The sequence below is a fragment of the Rhodococcus sp. 15-649-2-2 genome (assembly GCF_002258645.1).
Lineage (GTDB): Bacteria > Actinomycetota > Actinomycetes > Mycobacteriales > Mycobacteriaceae > Rhodococcoides.
On sequence record NZ_NPFM01000022.1, the window covers coordinates 56,396 to 78,553 of the forward strand.

The 22,158-nt window shown below is 65.4% G+C and carries 23 protein-coding genes; 17 read left to right on the forward strand and 6 right to left on the reverse strand.

Going from position 1 to position 22,158, the window contains the following annotated elements:
* The first annotated feature begins 5 nt into the window (after positions 1-5).
* From CH305_RS14190 to CH305_RS14200, 3 genes are all read left to right on the forward strand, one after another.
* Entirely contained in the window at positions 6-1,223 is a 1,218-nt protein-coding gene (locus CH305_RS14190; RefSeq protein ID WP_230592353.1) for a sorbosone dehydrogenase family protein, read from the forward strand.
* Between the two features lie 163 nt (positions 1,224-1,386).
* Positions 1,387-2,562 (forward strand): sorbosone dehydrogenase family protein, encoded by a 1,176-nt coding sequence (locus tag CH305_RS14195; RefSeq protein WP_032401873.1) that lies wholly within the window; start codon positions 1,387-1,389, stop codon positions 2,560-2,562.
* Positions 2,562-3,356, forward strand: a complete 795-nt coding sequence (locus CH305_RS14200; RefSeq protein WP_037153751.1) for a cyclase family protein — start codon at positions 2,562-2,564, stop codon at positions 3,354-3,356. The genes CH305_RS14195 and CH305_RS14200 overlap by 1 nt, the downstream gene beginning before the upstream one ends.
* Before the next feature lie 35 nt (positions 3,357-3,391).
* On the opposite strand, the gene CH305_RS14205 is transcribed toward CH305_RS14200, so the two are convergent.
* Genes CH305_RS14205 through CH305_RS14215 form a run of 3 tightly spaced genes read right to left on the reverse strand, consistent with a single transcriptional unit; the run spans position 3,392 to position 7,008 of the window.
* Positions 3,392-5,359, reverse strand: coding sequence for an acyl-CoA dehydrogenase (locus CH305_RS14205; RefSeq protein ID WP_037153748.1), 1,968 nt, complete (start codon positions 5,357-5,359; stop codon positions 3,392-3,394).
* Positions 5,360-5,402: 43 nt separating this feature from the next.
* Complete coding sequence (locus CH305_RS14210; RefSeq protein ID WP_032401876.1) at positions 5,403-5,609, reverse strand: hypothetical protein; 207 nt, start codon at positions 5,607-5,609, stop codon at positions 5,403-5,405.
* A 46-nt stretch (positions 5,610-5,655) separates the two neighbouring features.
* On the reverse strand, positions 5,656-7,008 hold the full coding sequence (locus CH305_RS14215; protein ID WP_094704025.1) for a serine hydrolase: 1,353 nt from the start codon (positions 7,006-7,008) through the stop codon (positions 5,656-5,658).
* Positions 7,009-7,096: 88 nt separating this feature from the next.
* Here CH305_RS14215 and CH305_RS14220 point away from each other — a divergent pair, with 88 nt between their 5' ends.
* The 4 genes from CH305_RS14220 to CH305_RS14235 are packed head-to-tail and all read left to right on the forward strand — an operon-like array spanning position 7,097 to position 10,884.
* Entirely contained in the window at positions 7,097-8,368 is a 1,272-nt protein-coding gene (locus CH305_RS14220; RefSeq protein WP_373454563.1) for an adenosylmethionine--8-amino-7-oxononanoate transaminase, read from the forward strand.
* 24 nt (positions 8,369-8,392) lie between these two features.
* Entirely contained in the window at positions 8,393-9,556 is a 1,164-nt protein-coding gene (locus CH305_RS14225) for an 8-amino-7-oxononanoate synthase (RefSeq protein WP_094704027.1), read from the forward strand.
* Complete coding sequence (gene bioD / locus CH305_RS14230) at positions 9,553-10,242, forward strand: dethiobiotin synthase (RefSeq protein ID WP_094704028.1); 690 nt, start codon at positions 9,553-9,555, stop codon at positions 10,240-10,242. The genes CH305_RS14225 and bioD overlap by 4 nt, the downstream gene beginning before the upstream one ends.
* Positions 10,243-10,296: 54 nt before the next feature.
* On the forward strand, positions 10,297-10,884 hold the full coding sequence (locus CH305_RS14235) for a hypothetical protein (RefSeq protein WP_094704029.1): 588 nt from the start codon (positions 10,297-10,299) through the stop codon (positions 10,882-10,884).
* Here the strand turns inward: CH305_RS14235 and CH305_RS14240 are convergent.
* Positions 10,881-11,414, reverse strand: a complete 534-nt coding sequence (locus CH305_RS14240; RefSeq protein ID WP_032401880.1) for a pyridoxamine 5'-phosphate oxidase family protein — start codon at positions 11,412-11,414, stop codon at positions 10,881-10,883. The genes CH305_RS14235 and CH305_RS14240 overlap by 4 nt on opposite strands.
* A 76-nt stretch (positions 11,415-11,490) precedes the next feature.
* On the opposite strand from CH305_RS14240, the gene CH305_RS14245 reads away from it, so the two are divergent.
* The 8 genes from CH305_RS14245 to CH305_RS14280 all read left to right on the forward strand — a co-directional run bounded on the left by CH305_RS14245 (position 11,491) and on the right by CH305_RS14280 (position 19,967).
* Positions 11,491-11,937 (forward strand): DUF1707 domain-containing protein, encoded by a 447-nt coding sequence (locus CH305_RS14245; RefSeq protein ID WP_094704030.1) that lies wholly within the window; start codon positions 11,491-11,493, stop codon positions 11,935-11,937.
* 69 nt (positions 11,938-12,006) lie between these two features.
* The gene (gene hemL, locus CH305_RS14250) at positions 12,007-13,326 is read left to right on the forward strand and encodes a glutamate-1-semialdehyde 2,1-aminomutase (RefSeq protein WP_032401882.1); all 1,320 of its coding nucleotides are present in this window, start codon (positions 12,007-12,009) and stop codon (positions 13,324-13,326) included.
* Positions 13,327-13,378: 52 nt separating this feature from the next.
* Positions 13,379-14,041 (forward strand): histidine phosphatase family protein, encoded by a 663-nt coding sequence (locus tag CH305_RS14255; protein ID WP_032401883.1) that lies wholly within the window; start codon positions 13,379-13,381, stop codon positions 14,039-14,041.
* Positions 14,034-14,624 carry a TlpA disulfide reductase family protein gene (locus CH305_RS14260; RefSeq protein WP_094704031.1) on the forward strand — a complete coding sequence of 197 codons (591 nt, stop codon included), beginning with the start codon at positions 14,034-14,036 and terminating at the stop codon, positions 14,622-14,624. The genes CH305_RS14255 and CH305_RS14260 overlap by 8 nt, the downstream gene beginning before the upstream one ends.
* An 8-nt stretch (positions 14,625-14,632) precedes the next feature.
* Positions 14,633-15,442, forward strand: coding sequence for a cytochrome c biogenesis CcdA family protein (locus CH305_RS14265; RefSeq protein WP_032402103.1), 810 nt, complete (start codon positions 14,633-14,635; stop codon positions 15,440-15,442).
* Positions 15,439-17,058: a cytochrome c biogenesis protein ResB gene (locus CH305_RS14270; RefSeq protein ID WP_094704032.1), complete on the forward strand. Its 1,620-nt coding sequence runs from the start codon at positions 15,439-15,441 to the stop codon at positions 17,056-17,058. The genes CH305_RS14265 and CH305_RS14270 overlap by 4 nt, the downstream gene beginning before the upstream one ends.
* Before the next feature lie 3 nt (positions 17,059-17,061).
* Entirely contained in the window at positions 17,062-18,027 is a 966-nt protein-coding gene (gene ccsB, locus CH305_RS14275) for a c-type cytochrome biogenesis protein CcsB (RefSeq protein ID WP_037153733.1), read from the forward strand.
* Between the two features lie 677 nt (positions 18,028-18,704).
* Complete coding sequence (locus tag CH305_RS14280) at positions 18,705-19,967, forward strand: MinD/ParA family protein (RefSeq protein WP_094704159.1); 1,263 nt, start codon at positions 18,705-18,707, stop codon at positions 19,965-19,967.
* A 14-nt stretch (positions 19,968-19,981) separates the two neighbouring features.
* Here CH305_RS14280 and CH305_RS14285 read toward each other — a convergent pair whose 3' ends face one another.
* Entirely contained in the window at positions 19,982-20,179 is a 198-nt protein-coding gene (locus tag CH305_RS14285) for a hypothetical protein (protein ID WP_032380405.1), read from the reverse strand.
* Between the two features lie 132 nt (positions 20,180-20,311).
* A complete protein-coding gene (locus CH305_RS14290; RefSeq protein ID WP_032380406.1) occupies positions 20,312-20,527 on the reverse strand; it encodes a BldC family transcriptional regulator in 216 nt (71 codons plus the stop codon).
* Between the two features lie 168 nt (positions 20,528-20,695).
* Between CH305_RS14290 and CH305_RS14295 the strand changes: the two genes are divergently transcribed.
* Together CH305_RS14295 and CH305_RS14300 are read left to right on the forward strand one after the other, a co-directional pair.
* The gene (locus CH305_RS14295; RefSeq protein WP_080734516.1) at positions 20,696-21,079 is read left to right on the forward strand and encodes a DUF4229 domain-containing protein; all 384 of its coding nucleotides are present in this window, start codon (positions 20,696-20,698) and stop codon (positions 21,077-21,079) included.
* A complete protein-coding gene (locus CH305_RS14300; protein WP_094704033.1) occupies positions 21,076-22,158 on the forward strand; it encodes a PLP-dependent cysteine synthase family protein in 1,083 nt (360 codons plus the stop codon). The genes CH305_RS14295 and CH305_RS14300 overlap by 4 nt, the downstream gene beginning before the upstream one ends.

Sequence of the window (22,158 nt, forward strand, 5' to 3'; positions counted from 1 at the left end):
GGCTCGTGAAGAAGCCCGTCACCGGCGCAGTGGTCACCGCCATGAGCATCGCCCTGATAGCGGCCTGTTCGGTGGACACCACCGAGCGGGACAGCACTGCAGAGTCGACCGAGTCGTCCGGGACTTCGTCGTCGCAGGGCTCTTCTTCCGAAGCTGCTCCCTCCCCGGCCGCGCCTGCCGGGCCGCTGCCGAACCTGTCGGTCACCACCGTGCTAGACGGCCTCGACAAACCATGGGACGTGGTGGTTGCTCCCGATGGCACGGTGCTGACCGGAGAGCGTTCCGGCCGGTTCGTCATCCGCGACTCCGGAGGAGTCCAGCGTGAACTGAACGCGGACCTCGGTGATCTCTACGCCGCCGGTGAGACCGGGCTGATGGGTATCGCACTGGCGGTGGATTTCGAGTCCTCTCGAACCGTGCTCACCTGCCAGGGGCTCCGAGGTAGCGGGGGGAACAGCATTGCCGTCGTGTCGTGGACCGTCGATCCGGGGTGGACAGCCCTGACGAGAACCGGCACTCTCGTCGACGACATTCCCGTCGCCGACGGCGGGCGTCACGGTGGCTGCCGCATCCTGGCTCATCCCGACGGCACGCTGTACATCGGCACCGGGGACACTGCGAGCCCCAGTGTTCCACAGGATCGAAACTCGCTGGGCGGCAAGGTGTTACACGTCAACGCAGACGGCGCCGCCGCAGCCGACGCACCGGATCGCATCTTCACTCTCGGTCATCGCAATGTGCAGGGACTGGCGATCCGTCCCGAAACCGATCAGATCTTCGAGGTCGAGCAGGGGACGAGCCGAGACGACGAGCTGAATCTGTTGGTGCCGGGCGGCAACTACGGTTATCGCCCCGATCGGCGCCCGTCGGTCTACGACGAATCGGTCCCCATGACCGACCCCGATCGGGTTCCCGGTGCCCTGCCCGCAGTGTGGAGTTCGGGTGATCCGACGATCGCGACCCCCGACGTCACGTTCACCGAGGGTGAGCAGTGGGGCTCGTGGAACGGTGCCGCGGTGATCTCGAGTCAGCAGGGCGAGAAGCTCGTTTTCCTTGCACTGTCGGAGGACGGAACCGAGTACGTCGCCGAGGCGGAGGCGCTGGACGGCAGCTACGGCAGGCTGCGTTCGCTCACCCCCTTCGGAAGCGACGGTGGTTTCCTGCTCACCACCGACAACGGATCCGACGATCAGGTACTGCTCGTCACGCCCGAGGTCGGCTGAACCGAGGTTGCCGTCACTGTGCGTGGCCTGGGATTGCTGTGGACTCTTGGTGCTGCAGGGAAACGAATTGCGTCGTGAGTCGGCAAGCATCCTGGCGAGTGTGTTTAAGATCATGTGATATCGGTCATATCGGGCCGGTCACCGATCGTCGTCAGGAGTGTGGATGAACAAGCTGGTGTCCAGTTCCGGAGTACTCGCCGCCAGCGTCGTCCTGACGCTTACCGGTTCGACGGTCGCAACGGCACAGGCCGATCCGCTGCCCGATCTGACGGTCACCGAGGTGCTCACTGGACTCGCGAAACCGTGGGATGCGGTGGTCGCGCCGGATGGGACGGTGCTGACCGGTGAGCGTGCCGGACGGTTCGTGATCCGCGACGTGGGCGGTGACACGCGCGAGCTCGCCGCGGACCTCGACGATCTGTACGCCTCCGGCGAGACCGGCCTTATGGGCATTGCTCTGGCGACAGATTTCGGGACTTCGAGAACCATCTACACGTGCCAGGGCGTACAGGGCGGCGGAAGCGGGACCGGTAGCGCCGGAACCGGCAGCTCGGGTGGTGGCAGCGACAACCACATCGCGGTGCTCTCGTGGACCGTCGACCCGGGGTGGACGGCGCTCACGCGCACCGGCACCCTCGTCGACGACATTCCCGTCGCCGACGGCGGTCGTCACGGCGGCTGCCGAATTCTGGCTCATCCCGACGGCACCCTGTACGTCGGCACCGGAGACACTGCAACGCCGACGGTTCCGCAGGATCGAAACTCGTTGGGCGGCAAGGTTCTGCACATCAACGCCGACGGTTCGGCAGCCGCGGGTTCGCCGGGTCGTATCTTCACTCTGGGGCATCGGAACGTGCAGGGGCTGGCGATTCGTCCCGGCACCGGTCAGCTCTACGAGGTCGAGCAGGGCACGACCCGAGACGACGAGCTGAACCTCCTGGTGCCCGGCGGCAACTACGGGTACCGCCCTGATCGACTCCCGTTCATCTACGACGAGTCGGTACCGATGACCGATCCGACCCGCGTGCCCGGTGCGCGCGCCGCAGTGTGGAGCTCGGGCAGCCCCACCATCGCGACGCCCGGTCTCACTTTCGCGAACGGTGCGGGATGGGGCTCCTGGAACGGTGCCGCGGTGGTGTCGAGTCAGCAGGGCGAGAAGCTCGTGTTCCTGAAGCTGTCCGAGGACGGCACCGAATACGTCGACGAGGCGGACGCGCTGGAGGGCGAGTACGGACGCCTGCGTTCGCTCACCAGCTTCGGCAACGACGGAGCTTTTCTGCTCACGACCGACAACGGGTCCGACGACAAGGTTCTGCTCGTCACTCCCGCTGCCGGCTGATGTGTGGCCCCGAGGTCGTCGAGACGGTTCACCGAAAACTAGGCCGTAGGGCGTTGTTCGGATCGTTGGGCGCGGCTGCACTGACGGTCGCGGCAAGCGGGGCGGTGCGTGCCGAACCCGTTGTCGCCGCGGCTGTTCCGGCCGGCCGACTGGTCGACCTGACGCATACCCTGAGCCCCACGTTTCCGGTGTGGCCGGGCAGCGAACCGTTCTCGATGCGCCCGGTCGCGGCCTACGAGCTCGGTGGGTTCCTGGTGAACAAACTCTCGTACTGGGAGCACACCGGCACGCACATCGATGCCCCTGCGCACCGTGTTCGCGGAGGGGCGACGGCCGACGTGCTGCCCTTGGACGATCTGATCGCCCCACTCGTCGTCGTGGACATTTCGGCGCGGGCCGAGGCCGATCCGGAAGCTGTGGTGACACCCGAGGACATCGACCGGTGGGAGCGTGAGCACGGCCGAATACCCGATCGAGCGTTGGTCGCGATGCACAGTCGGTGGCAGACCCGACTTGCCGAGCGTGCCGCGCCCGGCTTCGGCGCAGGCGCGGCACAGATGCTGGTGCGCGAGCGCAACATCGTCGGAATCGGGGTCGACACACTGAGCCTCGACCGGATGAACGACCGCGAATACCCCGCGCACACAGCCGTTCTCGGGGCGGGCCGGTATGGAGTCGAAGCGCTGGCGAATCTCGATGCGGTGCCCCCGGCAGGGGCGACGGTCGTCGTCGGCGCACCCAAGCACGCCGGCGCGACCGGTGGCCCCTGCCGAGTTTTCGCGATCGTCCCCTAGTCGGTTCGGTCTCCTGGCTCCGATCCCGTCATGCGTCAGTGCGCGTGACTGGGATTGGCCGCCGGCTCTTCCTCGGTTCCCGCTCCCGGCTCGCCGAGCATTGCCGCACCGACCAACGCGTCGGGCACACCGAAACCGTCGACGAGCAACTCCGCGTGCGGACGCAGTGTGCGGCAGCGCTCGTTGATGGCGCGGGTGACGGCCTTGGACCGCTCGGTGGACAGGTAGCGGTGCTCGATGAACCAGGCCTTGTCCTTCTCGATCACCGAGAGGGCATACAGATCGCATACCTCGTGCAGCAGATCCTGGGTGGCCGAGTCCTCACACGATTCGATGCCGGCGATGAAGGCCTCGAAGATGATGCGATCGATGTGCGCGCTCGCAGCGTGCAGCACGTGATCCTGCACCGCATTGAACGCCTCGAACGGGCTGGTCTCCTTGGACTTGGACTGCAACCGGCGAGCGACGGTGGAGAGCAGGTACTCCTCGCGATCCTCGAACATCTTGACCTGGGTGCCGCGGTTGAACAGCGAGCCCTCTTCCTCGTTGTCCTGGCGGCGGTCCAGGATGGTCTGCATGATCGCTTGCGCTGCAGTGCGTTTGACCACTCGGTCGCCGACCATATCGGCGGCGAACTTGACCCACTCGACCGGACTCATGGACTTGACGTCGTCGGCGTACGCGGTGAGCAGTTCCTTGGCCACCAGCTGGGTGAGCACATGGTTGTCGCCCTCGAACGTGGTGAACACGTCCGTGTCGGCCTTGAGCGAGATGAGCCGGTTCTCGGCGAGATAGCCTGCGCCGCCGCATGCTTCGCGGGCTTCCTGAATCGCGGCGGTCGCATGCCAGGTGTTCGCCGCCTTGAGGCCGGCTGCACGTGACTCGAGCTCGCGCTGCTCCTCGGCGTCGGGGCTGTCCGCGGTCTGCAACTCGTGCATCTTCGACACGAGTTCGTTCTGTGCGAATTGCAGGGCGTAGGACTTTGCGATGAGCGGGAACAGTCGACGCTGATGCACCAGGTAGTCCATGATCAGAACTTCCTGATCGGAATCGGGTGCAGCGAACTGCCTGCGCTGCAATGCGTATCGCGTCGCGATGTCGAGAGCGACCCGCGCGGCAGCGGCGGCACTGCCGCCGACCGTGACGCGGCCACGGATCAACGTGCCGAGCATCGTGAAGAACCGTCGGGACTTGTTCTCGATGGGGGAGGTGTACGTACCGTCGTCGGACACATCGGCGTACTTGTTGAGCAGGTTGTCTCGCGGGATCCGGACGTGATCGAACATGATGCGGCCGTTGTCCACTCCGGGCAGGCCGCCCTTGTACTGGCAGTCCGAAGTGGTGACACCGGGCAGGTCGTCGCCGTTCTCGTCACGCAGTGGCACGAAGAAGCAGTGCACACCATGGCTTTCGGGCTCCTGGCCCGGTCCGGCGGTGATGAGCTGGGCGAACACAGCGGCGACGGTCGCAGTCTCGGCGGCACCGCCGATGTAGTCCTTGCGTGAGGACGGCGTAGGGGAGTTGACGACGAATTCGTCCGTCTTCGGGTCGTAGGTGGCCGTGGTCTCGAGCGACTGCACGTCGCTGCCGTGTCCGGTCTCGGTCATGGCGAAACAACCGAGCAGTTCGAGGTTGATGATCTTCGGGACGTATGCCTCGTGGTGACGTTCGGTGCCGAGATTTTCGATGGCACCACCGAACAGTCCCCACTGGACGCCGGCCTTGACCATCAGAGACAAGTCGCTCATCGCGAGCATCTCGATCATCGTCACTGCAGCGCCGACATCCCCGGTACCGCCGTGTTCCTTCTTGAAGCCGTTGTCGGCCGCACCGGCGGCGGCGAGGAGCTTGAGTTGCTCGAGTGCTTTGGTGCGGGCGATGACGGTGTTCGGCGTGTAGTGCGGTCGGAACTCGTCGCGCGCGAGCTGCGTGCGCGCCTCGTTCTTCACATCTCGCCAGCGGCCGTCCAGAGTGTTCCGAAGGTGATCCGTTGTGGTTGCCATACTCGACGGTAACCTTTTGCCGCCGCGCGTGAGGGCCGGAAAGTCAGACCGGCCAGACGAATTCTCTGAACACCGCTCTGCAGGTGCGCCAGAAGCCCGTTTTCGCGTACGGACCGTCGTGGAACAGCGACGCACAGTTGTCCTCCAGAGCCCGGTTGACCAGGGGGCTGAAGTCGGTGAATTCGCTGACCAGGAACTCTTTGAAGCCCGTAGGCCACGCGTGCTGGGCTGGTTCGTGTTGTGCCTCCACGACCGCGAGTGTAATGCAGCAGTAACACCGATGTTACAAATCACACCTACTTGAGTAGCGCGAACGCCTCCTGAGCAACGAGGAACGCGTAGCTGGACGGGATCAGATCGATCGCACCCTCGGCCTGAAATTGTTCGGTGACGATCCAGTCCTGACCGGACGCATCGGTGGCCAGGAATGCGCCGGCGAGGTCACCGGGTGCACTGCCGCCCTTGAAGCCCGAATACGGCCACAGTGCGGCGTCGAGCTGCACACCCGGGGTGATCGCCAGGATCCGGCGGTTCTCCTCCGCTGCCGGACCCGATGCCAGGTAGCCCATTGCCGCACAGACGTCCTGCGCATTGGCGAACCACTCGACGCCGTCGGCCGACGCCGGATTGTCGAGGAAGTTCTCGAAGTCGATCTCGAGCGGCCGCGAGTCCGCTCGGGCTAGCAGCTCGACCCGGCCGTCCGGGTCCGCACCGGACCACTCGGCCCGCATGTTCGGATCGCCGAATCCGATGACGAAGAACTGCCGGGTGTCCATCATCGGCGTCATGACCGACGGATCGTGATGCCCCATGACAGCGAGCTGGCGTTCGACGCGGTCGCGGCCGAGTCGTTCCATCAACAGATCTGTTGCGGTGTTGTCGGACAACGAGATCATCTTCTCGGCGGCCTCCCGAACCGACACCGCGGTGCCGTCGGGCAGATTCTGCAACTCGCCGGACGGCGCGCTCTTGGTCGCATCGCGAACGGTGAGCTGTTCGTCCCATCGGACAGTGCCCGCCTCGATCTCGTCGGTGAGCGCGCCGAGGACGTACAACTTGAACACCGACCCCAGCGGCAGCACTGCGTCCGCGTTGGTGGAATAGACGGCCTCGCAGTCACCACCATTGAGACGAGACGCACTGTAGGAGTACTTCGGAGCCACCTTCGACAGCGCCGCATCGAGGTCGTCGAACGACGAGATCTCGGGGGTGTCGGGTCTGGCCAGGAATCCGTCGAGCTTGCCATCGGCACCGATCGAGGTGGAAATCGTGGCCGGGACGTCGGCGGTGGTGAAACGCAGGACGCCGGTATCAGGGCCGGCCTCGAAGCCCGTGGCCACGTTCGGTGCACCGGCGCGCAATTGTTCGAGTGGGGTGACGAGTCCGCCCAGCGGGGCCACGGCCTCGGCCAACTCGGGGCCGACGACGGCCTCCACTTCGGTGGGATCGGGTGCGTTCTCGCCGTTGATCCACTGCAGAATTCGGTCGTTGAGCGCACCGATGGGAGTCGAGGTGTCGACGACGAAGGCCGGTGCCGTTGTGGTGGAGGTGGCCGCAGGCGTTTCGGCCGTGCCGCCGCAGGCGGAGAGTGTCAGAGTCGACGCGAGGGCAACGACTGCAAGTCTCGTCGTGGTGCGCGGCATCATCATGCTGCGATGCTAACGGATTCGGACATTTCGCCTTCGGGGGCGACGCGGCCGTCGCTCGAGGAGCGCTGTGGCAGGGTGCTGTGGCGTGTTGACTTCCGAGGACGTTCGTCGAATCGATTCCGACCACCTGTGGCACCCCTACAGCCGGTTCCCGGCGACCGCGACACCGCTTGTGGTCGAGAGTGCGTCCGGGGTGCGGCTCAGCCTGGCCGACGGCCGGGAACTGATCGACGGGATGAGTTCGTGGTGGGCGGCGGTGCACGGCTACCGGCACCCGGTGCTCGACGCCGCCGCGCACGATCAGCTGGGCCGGATGAGTCACGTGATGTTCGGCGGACTGACGCACGCTCCGGCGGCGAGATTGGCCGAGCTGCTGGTCGAGATCACCCCCGCAGGGCTCGACAAGGTGTTCCTCGCGGATTCCGGATCGGTCTCGGTCGAGGTCGCGGTGAAGATGGCGTTGCAGTACTGGCGGGCCCGTGGAGAGGACGGGCGCACGCGGTTGTTGACCTGGCGCGGCGGCTATCACGGCGACACGTTCGCTCCGATGAGCGTGTGCGATCCGGACGGTGGGATGCACACGCTGTGGACCGACGTGCTCGCGAAACAGGTGTTCGCACCGGCTCCACCCACGGAGTTCGACGAGTCCTACGTCGCCGAGTTCGAGCAGGTGCTCTCGGTGCACGCGAGCGAGCTGGCGGCGATCATCGTCGAACCGATCGTGCAGGGTGCAGGCGGTATGCGATTCCACGACGCGCAATACCTGGTCGAGCTGCGTCGCCTCGCCGACGAGTACGGCGTACTGCTGATCTTCGACGAGATCGCGACCGGTTTCGGCCGGACCGGGGAGTTGTTCGCCGCCGATCATTCCGGTGTTGCGCCGGACATCATGTGTGTGGGAAAGGCCTTGACCGGCGGTTATCTGACCCTGGCGGCGACGCTGTGCACCACCGAGGTGGCCACGACGGTCTCGGGCGGTGAGGCCGGTGGCCTGATGCACGGGCCGACGTTCATGGGCAATCCGCTCGCGTGCGCGATCGCGGTGGCCTCGGTGGAACTGTTGCTCTCGCGCGATTGGCGCGCCGAGGTCGCGGGTGTGACATCGGGTCTGACAGAGGGGTTGGCACCTGCTCGTTCGCTGCCGGGCGTCGCCGACGTCCGGGTGCTGGGCGGGATCGGGGTGATCGAGATGCACACTCCGGTGGACATGGCACGGGCGACCGCTGCGGCCGTCGACGCGGGAGTGTGGCTGCGGCCGTTCGGTCGCCTCGTCTACGCGATGCCGCCGTACATCTGCACCGGCGAGGACGTCACGGCCATCGCCGGGGCCATGCTGGCGGTGGCCCGAAGCCATACTTGAACAGCGTTCAAGTATGGTGCTGCCATGACCGCACTGGAGTGGCTCGACGCCGCCGCGCGCATCCGACGCGAGGCCGGACTCGAGCGCGTCGTCGTTGCCCGCACAGCCGAGGACGTAGTTCTCGATCTGGCGTCGAACGACTATCTCGGTCTGGCCCGACATCCAGCTGTCATCGACGGTGCCTGCGCTGCCGTGCGCCGATGGGGCGGCGGATCCACCGGATCGCGGCTCGTGACCGGCACGACGACGGCACACGAGCAACTGGAGGACGAACTCGCCGATTTTGTCGGTGCCGACGCCGGGCTGGTGTTCTCCTCCGGCTACACCGCCAACCTGGGCGTCGTGACCGCGCTGGCGGGACGTGACGCGCTGGTGATCTCCGACGCCGCGTCGCACGCATCGCTGATCGACGCTTGTCGACTGTCCCGGGCACGGGTTGCTGTCGCGCACCACTGCGATCCCGAGCACGTCGACCGACTGCTGCGGGAGCGCACCGAGACGCGGGCTCTGGTGGTGACCGATTCGGTGTTCAGCGCCGACGGCGACCTCGCGCCGCTGGCCGAGTTGTACGCGGTGTGCAGGCGACGCGACGCCGTACTCGTCGTCGACGAGGCGCACGGGCTGGGCGTTCGTGGAGCCGGCGGACGCGGGGCCGTCCACGACGCCGGCCTGGCCGGTGCGCCCGATCTGGTCGTTACCGCGACGCTGTCCAAGGCACTCGGGTCGCAGGGTGGCGTCGTACTCGGCCCGGCCGCCGTCCGCAACGAGGTGCTGCACGGCGCGCGCACCTTCGTCTTCGACACCGGGCTCGCCCCGGCATCGGTGGGCGCAGCATCGGCCGCTCTGGAAATTCTGCGCACCGAACCCGATCGAGTGGCTGCGATCGGTGTTCGGGCAACACAACTGGCCTCTGCGGCAGGAGTGGAACCGACTGCATCGGCGGTCGTTCCGGTGATACTCGGTGATGCCGAGCGTGCCGTCCGCGCTGCCGGGGACTGTCTCGAGCTCGGCGTGCGCGTCGGGTGCTTTCGGCCGCCGTCGGTTCCTCCGAACGCATCTCGGCTGCGATTGACCGCCCGCGCTGACCTCACCGATGCCGACATCGACCGTGCCGCAGCGGTTCTGGCGACGGTATTGAATGCTGCAGTATTGAATTCGGGGCTCTCGAATGCGGCGGTGCCGGGATGACCGTGCTGCTCGTCACCGGAACGTCGACCGGCGTCGGCAAAACCGTGGTGACCGCAGCGCTCGCGGCCGCGGCTCGGGCGCACGGACGGACGGTGGCGGTATGCAAACCGGCGCAGACCGGAGTGGGGGACGACTGCCCGGAAGAGTCGGATATCGATGTGGTGGAGCGTCTTTCGGGAGTTCGCGGAATCGAGCTGGCGCGGTACCCCGAGCCACTCGCACCTGATGTCGCGGCCCGCCGGTCCGGTCGGCCGATGCTCGAACTCACCGCCGTTGTCGACGCGGTTCTCGCACTCGACGAGACCCACGACCTCGTCCTGGTCGAGGGTGCGGGCGGAGTAGCGGTGCGTTTGGGTGCCGCAGGGTTCACCGCGCTCGACATCGCCGCAGCCGTCGGCGCATCGGTGCTGATCGTGGCAGGGGCGGAGCTGGGGACGCTCAATCACAGCGCGCTGACCGTCGCAGCTGTGCATGCAGCGGGCGTGACGTGTTCCGGCCTGGTCATCGGGTCGTGGTCGACCGAACCGAGTCTGGCGGCGCGGGTCAACCTGGAGGAGTTGCCGCTCGTGACGGGTGTCGAGCTGATCGCATCAGTGCCCGGCGGTGCAGGCCTGTTGGACGAGAAGGAATTCGGTGCGCTCGCCCGCACGATGTTCGGCGAGTTTACTGATTCGTTACTCGGGTAACCGACGGGGAACGTCTGCCGTTTCGGCATTCGAAACAGATCGGGAGTTCCAATTATGAGTACCGCAGTGTGGATCATCGTTGCAGTAGTCGTCGTAGTGTTGGTCGTTGCCGTCGCCCTGGTCGTGGCGCGCAAAGGCAAGGAGCGAAAGAGGCTGGAAGCGAACGATATTCGCGAGAAGGCAGCCGATCAAGCGGCCATCGTCGAAGAGCGTGAACTGCTCGCTCGCGAAAGCGAGGCCAAGGCGCGTCGGGCGCAGGCCGAGGCCGACGTCAAAGCTGCCGAGGCGGAGAAACTTGCACAGCAGGCCCAGTCACACCAGGGAGTTGCGGCAGCATCGCGCGACGAGGTCGACTCGGAGTTCGAGCGCGCGAATCGGATCGACCCGGACGTGAAGAACGGCCGGACCATGACAAACGACCGCAACGTGCGAGATGACCGGACTCTCGCAGATGACCGTGACGCCGCGGGCGACCGCAATGCGACAGGCGATCGCAACATCGTCGGCGACCGCAATGGAACAGATGCCCGGGGCATAGCCGGCGACCGCAATGTGACGGACGACCGCAACGTCACAGACCACCGGAACTTCGTGGTCGATCCGGACGTGCCCCCGACGGCACCCCGGCACGAGCGGAACTAGTCGGTCGAATTGTGGGGTAGCTCGAGCTCGACGACCTCGTGCTCGCCGAGGTTCGGCCGCTCGTTGGTGATCTTGGCCTTGGCGTAAGCCATCAGATTCGAGACCTTCGACCCTGGGGTCGACCAGTACTCCGCACCCTCGGCGGCCACGTGTATCAGTGCCACCTCGCGTGAATCGGGATTCTTCTCGAACCACGTGGCCGCCCGGGTGTTCCACAGTTCCTCGGCCTTCGTTCGGTTCTCGACCACGGCCGCGGTGCCGGACAGGGACACCCAGCCTTCGCCGGACTGGAACGAAACGTTGACCGTCGGATTCGCCGCGATGTCGGCCACCTTGCGCGAGTCGTGTGCGGCGAAGAACCACAGGTCGCCGTCGAACTCGGCTTCCTGCAGCGCCATCGGACGCGAGATGAGGTGGCCGTCTCCACCGACGGTGGTGAACATGCAGAGTCCGGCGTCGGACATCAGTTCGGCGACTTTGGTGACCCCGTCCGCGGAGCTATCGGTGTGTGTTCTGTCGGTGTTCGTCATCGAAACCAACTACCCGGTGCGTAGCGCACTCAACCGTTAAGGTGACAAAACGGACACGAGTGTCGGGAGGCTGCGTATGGGAAAAAATGTCGACAAGAACGATCGGCTGGACCTGCGCGTGAGCAACGACGAACGTGAGGTCGTCGTGAACACACTCGGCCTGGCGATGGGCGAGGGCCGCTTGACCTTGGTCGAGTACGAACAACGCCTCGACGCGGTGTGGGCGTCGAGAACTCGCGGCGACTTGGCCGAGGTCGTTCGCGACTTGCCGGACGCAGAGAAATCGAAGGCACACGAATCGAAAGCAAGGGACGTCGCCCACACTACGAGCAAGTGGCGTGAGTATCTGGACGAGTGGCGATGGTGGTTCGGTGGTGCCGTCGTCATGAACGGAATCTGGGCCGTCCAGTGGATCTCCGACGGCGAGCCGACCGCTTATTGGCCTCTGTGGCCCCTCGGCATCTGGGGCATCATCCTGATTGCGATGGTGTTCGTGCCCGAGGACAACAAAACCGACGACTGAGGCTGTCAGGCGAGCTCATTATTACGCCCTGTAGTTGGTGATTTCGCCGAACCTGGGACACTGGAAGTCGTGACTGCTCCTCTCGGCGACGACGCCCCCGTATCGGCCCAACTTTTCGCTCGCGCGAGCACGGTGATTCCCGGTGGCGTCAACTCGCCGGTGCGGGCCTTCGCATCGGTCGGCGGAACCCCACGGTTCATCACGCAGGCCAGCGGATACACGATGACCGACGCCGACGGGAAGTCCTACGTGGACCTCATCTCGTCCTGGGGTCCGATGATCCACGGGCACGCTCACCCGGCCATCGTCGAAGCCGTCCAGAAGGCCGCGGCAACCGGCCTGTCGTTCGGCGCACCCACCGAGCGCGAAATCGAGCTCGCCGAAGAAATCGTCCGTCGAGTCGGCCCGGTCGACCAGGTTCGCCTTGTGAATTCGGGCACAGAGGCCACCATGAGCGCGGTGCGTCTGGCTCGCGGATTCACCGGCCGCACCAAGATCCTGAAGTTCTCCGGCTGCTACCACGGCCACGTCGATGCGCTGCTCGCCGACGCCGGTTCGGGTCTGGCGACCTTCGGGCTCCCGACTTCTCCGGGAGTCACCGGCGCACAGGCGTCGGACACCATCGTCGTTCCCTACAACGACCTCGCCGCCGTGTCCGCCGCTTTCGAGGCCAACGCCGGCCAGATCGCCTGCATCATCACCGAGGCCGCCGCAGGCAACATGGGCGCGATTGCCCCGGTCACCGGCTTCAACGAAGGTTTGCGCCGTCTTGCGACCGAGCACGGCGCGCTGCTGATCATGGACGAGGTGATGACCGGGTTCCGCGTCAGCGCCGCCGGTTGGTACGGCATCGACGGTGTCGCGGGCGATCTGTACACCTTCGGCAAGGTCATGTCCGGTGGACTGCCCGCTGCCGCATTCGGTGGCCGAGCAGACATCATGGCCTACCTCGCGCCGGCCGGACCGGTGTACCAGGCGGGCACGCTCAGCGGTAACCCCGTTGCCGTCGCCGCCGGCCTGACAAGCCTGCAATTGGCCGACGCAGCCGTCTACGAGAAGCTGCAGGCGAACTCGCAGCGGCTCGGAACGCTGCTCGGCGACGCCCTCACCGCCGAAGGCGTCACCCATCAGGTGCAGTTCGCGGGCACTATGGTGAGTGTGTTCTTCGCCGATGGACCCGTCACCGATTACGCGCAGGCCAAGGCCGCGCAGACATGGCGATACCCGGCGTTCTTCCACGCTTTCCTCTCGCGCGGTGTCTACCCGCCGCCGAGCGCATTCGAGGCCTGGTTCGTCTCGGCCGCGCTCGACGACCGAGCCTTCGAGATCATCGCCGACGCAGCCCCCGCCGCCGCGAAAGCCGCAGCAGCTGCTTCCGCACCACTGTGACGTCTACACAGAACTGACTCCCCACCCGACTAGCGAGAAACAGGACCCCGACGTGACCGAGGCCCCCGCAACACATCCGCACTCGACGACGCGCACCATCGTGCACGTCCTCCGGCACGGCGAGGTGCACAACCCCAAGGGCATCCTCTACGGGCGGCTGCCCGGCTTCAAGCTCTCGGTCACCGGTCAGGCACAGGCCAAGTCGGTGGCGGACGCTCTCGCCGGCCACGACATCACCCACGTCGTTGCATCGCCGCTCCTGCGCGCCCAGGAGACCGCCGGACCCATCGCGGCGGCTCACGGCCTTACCATCGCCGAGGACGAGAACCTCATCGAGGCCGGGAACGAATTCGAGGGGCTGCGCGTCGCCGTCGGTGACGGTGCGCTGCGTCGGCCACGACACTGGTGGAAACTGCGCGATCCGTTCACGCCGTCCTGGGGCGAGCCGTACCTGCAGATCGCGCACCGCATGCTCGCCGCCGTCAACGCAGCCCGCGTCGCGGCCGTCGGGCACGAGGCCGTCTGCGTCAGCCACCAACTCCCGGTGTGGACGCTTCGCCGCTTCCTGCAGGGCGACCGGCTCTGGCACGACCCGCGCAATCGCCAATGCGGACTCGCGTCGCTGACGTCGCTCGTCTACGAGGGCGATCAGCTCGTCGACCTCGTCTACTCCGAGCCAGCGGGAGCGTCCGACCCGAGGATCTCCGGTGCGTAGATTGGTGCTCGCGGTTGCCGCGGTGGCCCTCGTCGCCGGCTGTTCGACCGGCACCGACGCGGTTGCTCAGGGGGGTACCTTCCAATTCGTCTCGCCGGGCGGGAAGACCGACATCTTCTACGATCCGCCGTCCGAGCGCGGTGCCCTCGGCGAACTGTCCGGGCCCGACCTGATGACCGAGGGCAAGACGACCTCGCTGTCGGACTACGACGGTGACGTCGTCGTGCTCAACGTCTGGGGACAGTGGTGCGGTCCGTGCCGCGGTGAAGCCGACGATCTCGAGAAGGTCTACGAGGCCACCAAGGCCTCCGGTGTCGAATTCCTCGGCATCAACGTGCGCGACGAATCACAAACCGCCGCACAAGATTTCGTCGTCAGCAACAACGTCACCTACTCCTCGATCTACGACCCGCCGATGCGCACGCTCACTGCACTCGGCGGCGTTCCCACCTCCGTCATCCCGACCACCGTCGTGCTCGACCGGCAGCATCGTGTCGCCGCAGTGTTCCTGCGTGAACTGCTCGCCGAGGACCTGCAGCCCGTCGTCGAACGGATAGCAGCCGAGGAGCCAGTGCAGCCGTGACAGAGACGATGTATCTCGCCGGGATAGGCGCGAGTTTTCAGGAAGCTGCGGCCTCCGGGCCGCTGATCCTGGCTCTCGGTGCCTGCGTCCTGGCCGGACTCGTCTCCTTCGCATCACCGTGCGTCGTTCCACTGGTACCGGGATACCTGTCTTACCTCGCCGGAGTCGTCGGAGCCGACGCGCCGGCCGTGAGTGCCGACGAGGCCGCCGTCAAGACGAAGGTGCGGAGCGGACGGGTTCGAGTAGCCGGTGCGGCGGGGCTGTTCGTACTCGGGTTCACCGTGGTGTTCGTCCTCGCCACCGCGTCGGTGTTCGGCGCAATATCGGTGCTGGCGATCAACCGTGAGCTGCTCATGCGCATCGGCGGCGTCGTCACCATCGCCATGGGACTGGTATTCGTCGGCCTGATCCCCGCACTGCAGCGCGATGTGCGCTTCGAGCCGAAGCAGATCGGTTCACTGGCCGGCGCTCCGCTGCTAGGAGGCGTGTTCGCACTCGGGTGGACCCCGTGCCTCGGGCCGACACTCGCAGGCGTCATCTCGCTCGCCGCAGGCACCGACGGTGCGACGGCAGCGCGCGGCGTCACCCTCATCGTGGCGTACTGCCTCGGTCTGGGATTGCCGTTCGTGATCCTCGCGTTCGGTTCGGTCAGCGCGCTTCGAGGCGTCGGCTGGCTACGTACACACGCACGACAGATACAGGTGTTCGGCGGAATCATGTTGATAGCGGTAGGAATTGCACTGGTCACCGGTGCCTGGGATCAGTTCGTCGGTTGGGTACGCGACGCCTTCGTCTCCGATGTGGTGTTGCCGATATGACCACCGACGTCGAAGAGCGCACCGAGGCGTCGCCGCCCCACAAGCAGTCGGTGCTGGGCAGGGGAGTGGCCCTGATTCGCAACACCTGGCGCGGTCTGACCAGCATGCGCACCGCGCTGGTGCTGCTGTTCCTGCTGGCGTTCGCCGCAGTGCCCGGTGCCCTGGTGCCGCAGCGCAGCCTCAACGCGGGCAAGGTCGATCAATACATCGCCGACCGGCCGACCCTCGGCCCGATCATGGACAAGTTCGAGCTGTTCGACGTCTTCGGCAGCTTCTGGTTCACCGCCATCTACGCACTGTTGTTCGTCTCGTTGATCGGATGCATCCTGCCGCGGTGCATCGAGCACGCAAAGCAGTTGCGTACCAAGCCTGTTCGCGCTCCGCGCAACCTCTCGCGGCTGCCGCACCACAGTCGGTACGACGTCGACGGCACACCCGAGGACATTGCCGGGCAGGTGCGTGCTCAGCTGCGCGGCTGGCGCGTTGCTCAGCGAACCGAGGACGGCGGAGCAGTGACGCTCTCGGCGGAGAAGGGGTACGTCCGTGAACTCGGCAACCTCGTCTTCCACCTCTCTCTCGTCGGGCTGTTGGCCGCGATCGCCATGGGCAAACTGCTCGGCTACGAGGGCAACCGCATCGTGATCGCCGACGACGGCCCCGGGTTCTGCACCTCGACCCCCGCGAACTACGACTCGTTCCGCGCAGGCAATCTCGTCGACGGCACAGACCTCGAGCCACTGTGTGTGCGCGTCAAGGACTTTCAGGCCGACTACCTCGACAACGGCCAGGCCGAGATGTTCACCTCCAACATCGAATACCAGGCCGGCGACGACCTGACGAACAACGTGTGGCGCGACGATCAGCTTCAGGTCAACCACCCGTTGCGCGTCTCAGGCGACCGCGTCTACCTGCAGGGCCACGGCTATGCACCGACCTTCACCGTGACGTTCCCGAACGGTGAGACCCGTACCGACACCATCCAGTGGCAACCGACGGACGCCACGACCTTCCTGTCCAGTGGCGTGCTGCGAGTCGACCCGCCCGGCGGTTTGTATCCCGACGCACTGGACCGCCGGAAGAACCAGATCGCCATCGAGGGACTGTTCGCGCCGACGGCGTCGTTCCACGGCAGCCTGCTGTCGTCGAGCTTCCCTGCGATGAACGACCCCGCCGTCGCGATCGACATCTACAAGGGCGACACCGGCCTCGACACCGGATTGCCGCAGTCCATCTTCTCGCTCGACCAGGAAATGATCGCCCAGGGTCGGCTGGTCAAGCAGGATCGCGTCAACCTGATGCCGGGAGAATCCGCGACGCTCAGCGACGGCACCGTCGTCACGTTCGATGGGGCGAAGGAGTTCGTCAACCTTCAGGTCTCGCACGACCCGGCTCAGACCTGGGTGCTCGTCTTCGCACTCACGATGATGGGCGGGCTGCTCGTCTCACTGGTGATCAAGCGTCGCAGAATCTGGGTCCGGCTCACCGCCGACGCCCAGGCACGACGTACTGTAGTAGACCTCGGCGGACTTGCACGCACCGATCAGGCGGGGTGGGGCGAAGAGTTCGACCGCCTGTGCACCCGCCTGCTCGGCGACACCTCGAAACAGGAGAACTGACCGATGCCGATCAACGAGACCCTCTCGCAGTACAGCGACTGGTCGTTCGAATCAGCGTTCACCATCTACGTGCTCGCATTCGTTCTGCTCATCGCTCAGTACGCGTCGGCCAAGGCCACGGCTGCTCAGGCCAAGGAACTGGTCGGCGCAGGTGCCCCGGTGGTCGAGACCCGGCCGGGTCGCGTCGCGGAAGCGCCGAAGCGCCCGCTCTCCGACCGCCTGGCAGGCATGGGCTTCGCGTTGCTTGCGCCGGCCCTCATCCTGCACATCACCGCGGTGGTGCTGCGTGGGTTCGCCACGCACCGCTTCCCGCTCGGCAACATGTACGAGTTCGTCACCATGGCCACCGCAGCCGCGGCCTTGACCTCCGTCATCGTCCTGCGTAAGAAGACGATGCGTCCGATGCTGGTGTTCGTTCTCGCACCGATCATCGTGCTGATGTTCTTCGCCGCCACCAAGCTCTACGCCGACGCCGCCCCGGTCGTCCCGGCACTGCGGTCCTACTGGCTGCCCATTCACGTCACCATCGTCAGCGTCGGTAGCGGCATCCTGCTGGTTTCCGGCGTCGCTTCCCTGCTGTTCCTACTGCGAATCAAGCAGCCACTGGGAGAGGAAAGCATCGGGTTCTGGGGCAAGTTCGCCTCCAAGTTGCCCGACGCCCAAGCCCTCGACCGACTCGCATACAAGACGACCATCGTCGCCTTCCCGCTCTTCGGAGCAGGCGTCATCCTCGGCGCGATCTGGGCCGAGGCCGCATGGGGACGCTTCTGGGGCTGGGATCCCAAAGAAACGATGTCGTTCATCACCTGGATCATCTACGCCGCCTACCTGCACGCCCGCGCCACCTCCGGCTGGCGCAACACCCGCGCCGCGTGGATCAACGTGGCCGGATTCACCGCCATGCTGTTCAACCTCTTCATCATCAACATGGTGGTCTCGGGCCTGCACAGCTACGCGGGTCTGAACTAGCACTCGGCCGCTGCGCAGGCCGTTCAGCTGGTAGCGTCCGATCCGGCTCGATGGGGGAGACATCCGAGCCGGATCGAAGGATGTAGGACGCGAACTGGGGGGAATCGGTCATGGCCGATCGGCACGAGAACAATTGGCAACCCGTCCGACCATTGGACGACGACCCGCCGGACGACCGAGATCCGGAGCCTGCGGTTGCCGTCGAAACCACACCGGTGTCCGACGCGAAGCCTGCGGTTCCACGGGAACCATTCCGCTCGACCCCCATCACCATGCCGCCCGAAAGCGTGGACAACCTACCGGTAGCGCCACACGAGGTCACGCCCACGTCTGGTCCGCCACCGGTTTCGGTGGACCCTGCGATGGTGGCGCAAGACGCTCCCGAGTCGACCGACATCGGTGGTGAATCAGAGAGCGCGACAGTTGCTGCGGCCGATGGACCTGATGCGGTCAAGGATTCCGGTGGGGTGGCGGTGCTCGCCGATTCGGTGGCGGTGCTTGGCGATGAGGTGGACAGGGTCACTGCGAGCGGGACGTCTACGAAGACTCCCGTAGCCTCCGCTGAGCAGGCGACTTCTGCGCTGCAGAGCACCGTGGCCCCATCTCCCGAGGCGAAGCCGATCGAGAGTCCGCCTACGGCGCCGGTGCCATCGGGGCCACCGCCACCTCAGCAGTGGATGCCGCAGACTTATGGAGCGCCGCAGAACCCTTGGGCACCGCAGAACAACTGGGCACCGCAAAACAACTGGGCTCCGCAGAACAACGGGACGCAGCCCCATGGGCCGATGGTGCCTCCGGGTCAGGGTGCGCCGCAGGGTGAAAAGAATCCGCAGAACCAGTGGCCAGGTCCGGCCGGTCCGTGGCCCCACCTTCCGCATCCGCAATCCGTCGCACAGCACCAGCCGCAGCAGCGCGGCGCAGTCGACGCGCATGGTCTGGGTCCCCAGGCAGCGGCGGTCGGTCAGAGCCTGTCGGGTGATCGTCTGACCGTGCAGCCGGTCTCCTCGCACGATCTCGGCAACTCGTTGCTCGTTCGATCGGCGAATGTGCCACCGGTTTCCGGGTGGCGTCGGGCGCTGTACGTGATGTCCGGCGGCCACATCGATGTCGGTAACAGCGCCGCCCAGCAGCGTCGGCTCGAGCTGACCGCACAGGTGGATCGGACGCTCGTGGGGTGCTATCGCGTCGCGGTGCTCTCACTGAAGGGCGGTGTCGGCAAGACGACCACCACCGCCACGCTCGGGTCGACGTTCGCCGACATCCGAGGTGATCGAGTGATCGCGATCGATGCGAACCCCGACCGCGGAACTCTGGGGCAGAAGGTTCCTTGCGAAACAACTGCAACCGTTCGAAACTTGTTGCGTGACATGGATTCTCTGGATCGCTACAGCGACGTCCGTGCCTACACGTCGCAGAATGCCAACCGATTGGAGGTGTTGGCGTCCGATTCGGATCCGGCAGCGTCGGAGGCGTTCAGCGGCGAAGATTACGACCGCGCGGTCGACATGTTGGAGAAGTTCTACAGCATCGTGATCACGGATTGTGGAACCGGTTTGATGCATTCGGCCATGGAGAGCATTCTCGAAGGCACCGACACTCTGGTGGTCGTCAGCTCGGCGTCGGTAGACGGTGCACGGAGCGCGTCGGCGACGTTGGACTGGCTCGATGCTCACGGGTATCGATCATTGGTGGCCACGTCGGTGGCCGTGGTCAACGGGGTTCGGCCCAGAGCGGGAAAAGTCGATTTGCAGAAGGTCATCGAGCACTTCGAGCAACGATGCGCCCATGTACGGACGATTCCGTTCGACCCGCATCTCGAAGAAGGTGCGGAAATCGAGCTGGATCGTCTTCGTGGACGAACCCGCACCGCGCTTCTGGAAGTGGCGGCAGCGGTAGCGGCCGGATTTCCCGACTCGCCCACCGCTTCTCGCCCCGATTGAGAAGCTGCCGAACCCTACTCGGTCGGTTCGGTGCCGGCCTCGGTTCCGTCTTTCCCGCCGCGGCGAGCTTCACGATTGATTCGCCACAGAAAATCGGGATCGTCATCTGGTCCGACTGTGCGGGTGGGTGCAGCACCTGCGCTGGGTCCGAAGGCCTTCCAGAACAGAACCACCACTGCCACCAAGCCGATCAACGCCAATAGATAGATCACGACGCACCTCCTACTACGAGGGTAGCCGCGATGCAACAACCTCCGCACCCGTCGAGGGTCGAAGATTCCTGAGAATGTTCGATGAGTTCGTGCGGGTGCGGAGTCTGCGGGTACTTCGGTATCGCGTCCGATTCAGTGGTGTACGCCGGCTTCGGTCGTCAGAGAGGTCAGCAGCTGCATGACCTCGGTCTCACGGAACCGACGGTGTCCACCGGGAGTGCGGAGCGATCCGAGGCGTCCGGCGTGTGCCCAGCGAGTCACGGTCTTGGGGTCGACGTGAAAAAGCGCGGCTACCTGACCCGGCGTGAGCAGTGAGTCCTGAGCCTTCTGGAATGTGGGTGCGCTCATCTGTCGTGTCCTCCTACGATGCGGTTCGGTGCATTTGCGTCGAACCGGAGATATCGGTCTGCTGCGTTCGGAACCCATGGTTGCACTCGAACCCCTAGGTACTCGACTGATACAAGGTTGGTAAAGGGGAGGTAATGGACAAATCGGTCACTGCGGGGGCGGGTCGGAATGCCCGGTGAGACCGGTAACCTGGAGGCCGTGAGTGAAGCGACGAATGCCGACAGTAGCGAACCGACCAGCGGAAATGTCGTCCCGGGTAGGTCGGCCAAGAAGTCCCTCGCCGTGAACCTCGGCGTCTACACCTTTGCGCGACTGGCCCTCGTCATCGTGATCGCTGCCGTCATCGTGGGCGTCGGTTTACTGTTCGGCGTGGAGGTTCCGGTTCTCGTCGCCGCGATTTTCGCTGTGCTCATCTCATTGCCTCTGTCGCTGCTCCTGTTCAAGAAGATGCGGATCCGCGTCAATGAATCCATCGCGGCAGTCGACGAGGACCGGCGCACCGCGCGTGCGGACCTGCAGTCGAAACTGCGCGGTGAAGACGGCAAGAAGTGACTTCATCGGTCGATCACTCGGGATCACGGACCTGGGTCGACAATGCCGTCCGGCTGATCGAGGCCGATTCGCAGCGCAGCGCCGACACGCACCTGTTGCGTTACCCCCTTCCTGCAGCGTGGGGGATTTCGCTCTACCTCAAAGACGAGTCCACGCACATCACCGGCAGCTTGAAGCATCGGCTGGCTCGGTCGCTGTTCCTCTATGCGATCTGCAACGGGTGGGTCACCGAGCGTACGACGGTGATCGAGGCATCGTCGGGCTCCACCGCCGTCAGTGAGGCATATTTCGCTCGACTGCTGGGCCTGAAGTTCGTCGCAGTGATGCCGCGCAGCACCAGCCCGGCCAAGGTTGCGCTCATCGAGTCTCATGGTGGGAGTTGCCATTTCGTCGATCGGCCGGGCGAGATGTACACCGAGGCGCACAGGCTCGCAGCCGAACCCGACTGCCACTACATGGACCAGTTCACCCATGCCGAGCGAGCTACCGACTGGCGCGGCAACAACAACATCGCGGAGTCGATCTTCGATCAACTCCGGCTGGAGGAATGCCCCATTCCCGACTGGGTGGTGGTGGGCGCGGGGACCGGTGGAACCAGCGCCACGATCGGCCGGTACATCCGATATCGCAGGCACGCAACGCAACTGGCTGTGGTGGACCCAGAGAATTCGGCGTTCATCGGTGGCTACGAGACCGGGGACGCGGGATTCGAGACCGGCTTGTCCTCCCGCATCGAGGGCATCGGACGACCGCGCGTCGAACCGTCGTTCGTCGGCCAGGTGATCGACAGAATGATCGCTGTTCCCGATGCCGCGTCGGTCGCCGCCGCGAGATTCACCTCGGAGGCACTCGGAAAGCGGGTGGGCGGATCGACGGGCACCAACATCTGGGGAGCCTTCGGATTGATCTCGGAGATGATCGCCGCAGGCCGACGCGGCAGCGTGGTGACGTTGCTGTGTGACGGTGGAGATCGGTACTCGCAGACATACTTCGACGACACCTGGGTCGCGGACCAGGGCATGAATCTCGAAGAATCGACCGCCGCTCTCGAAAAGTTCATTCGTACCGGGGCATTCTGA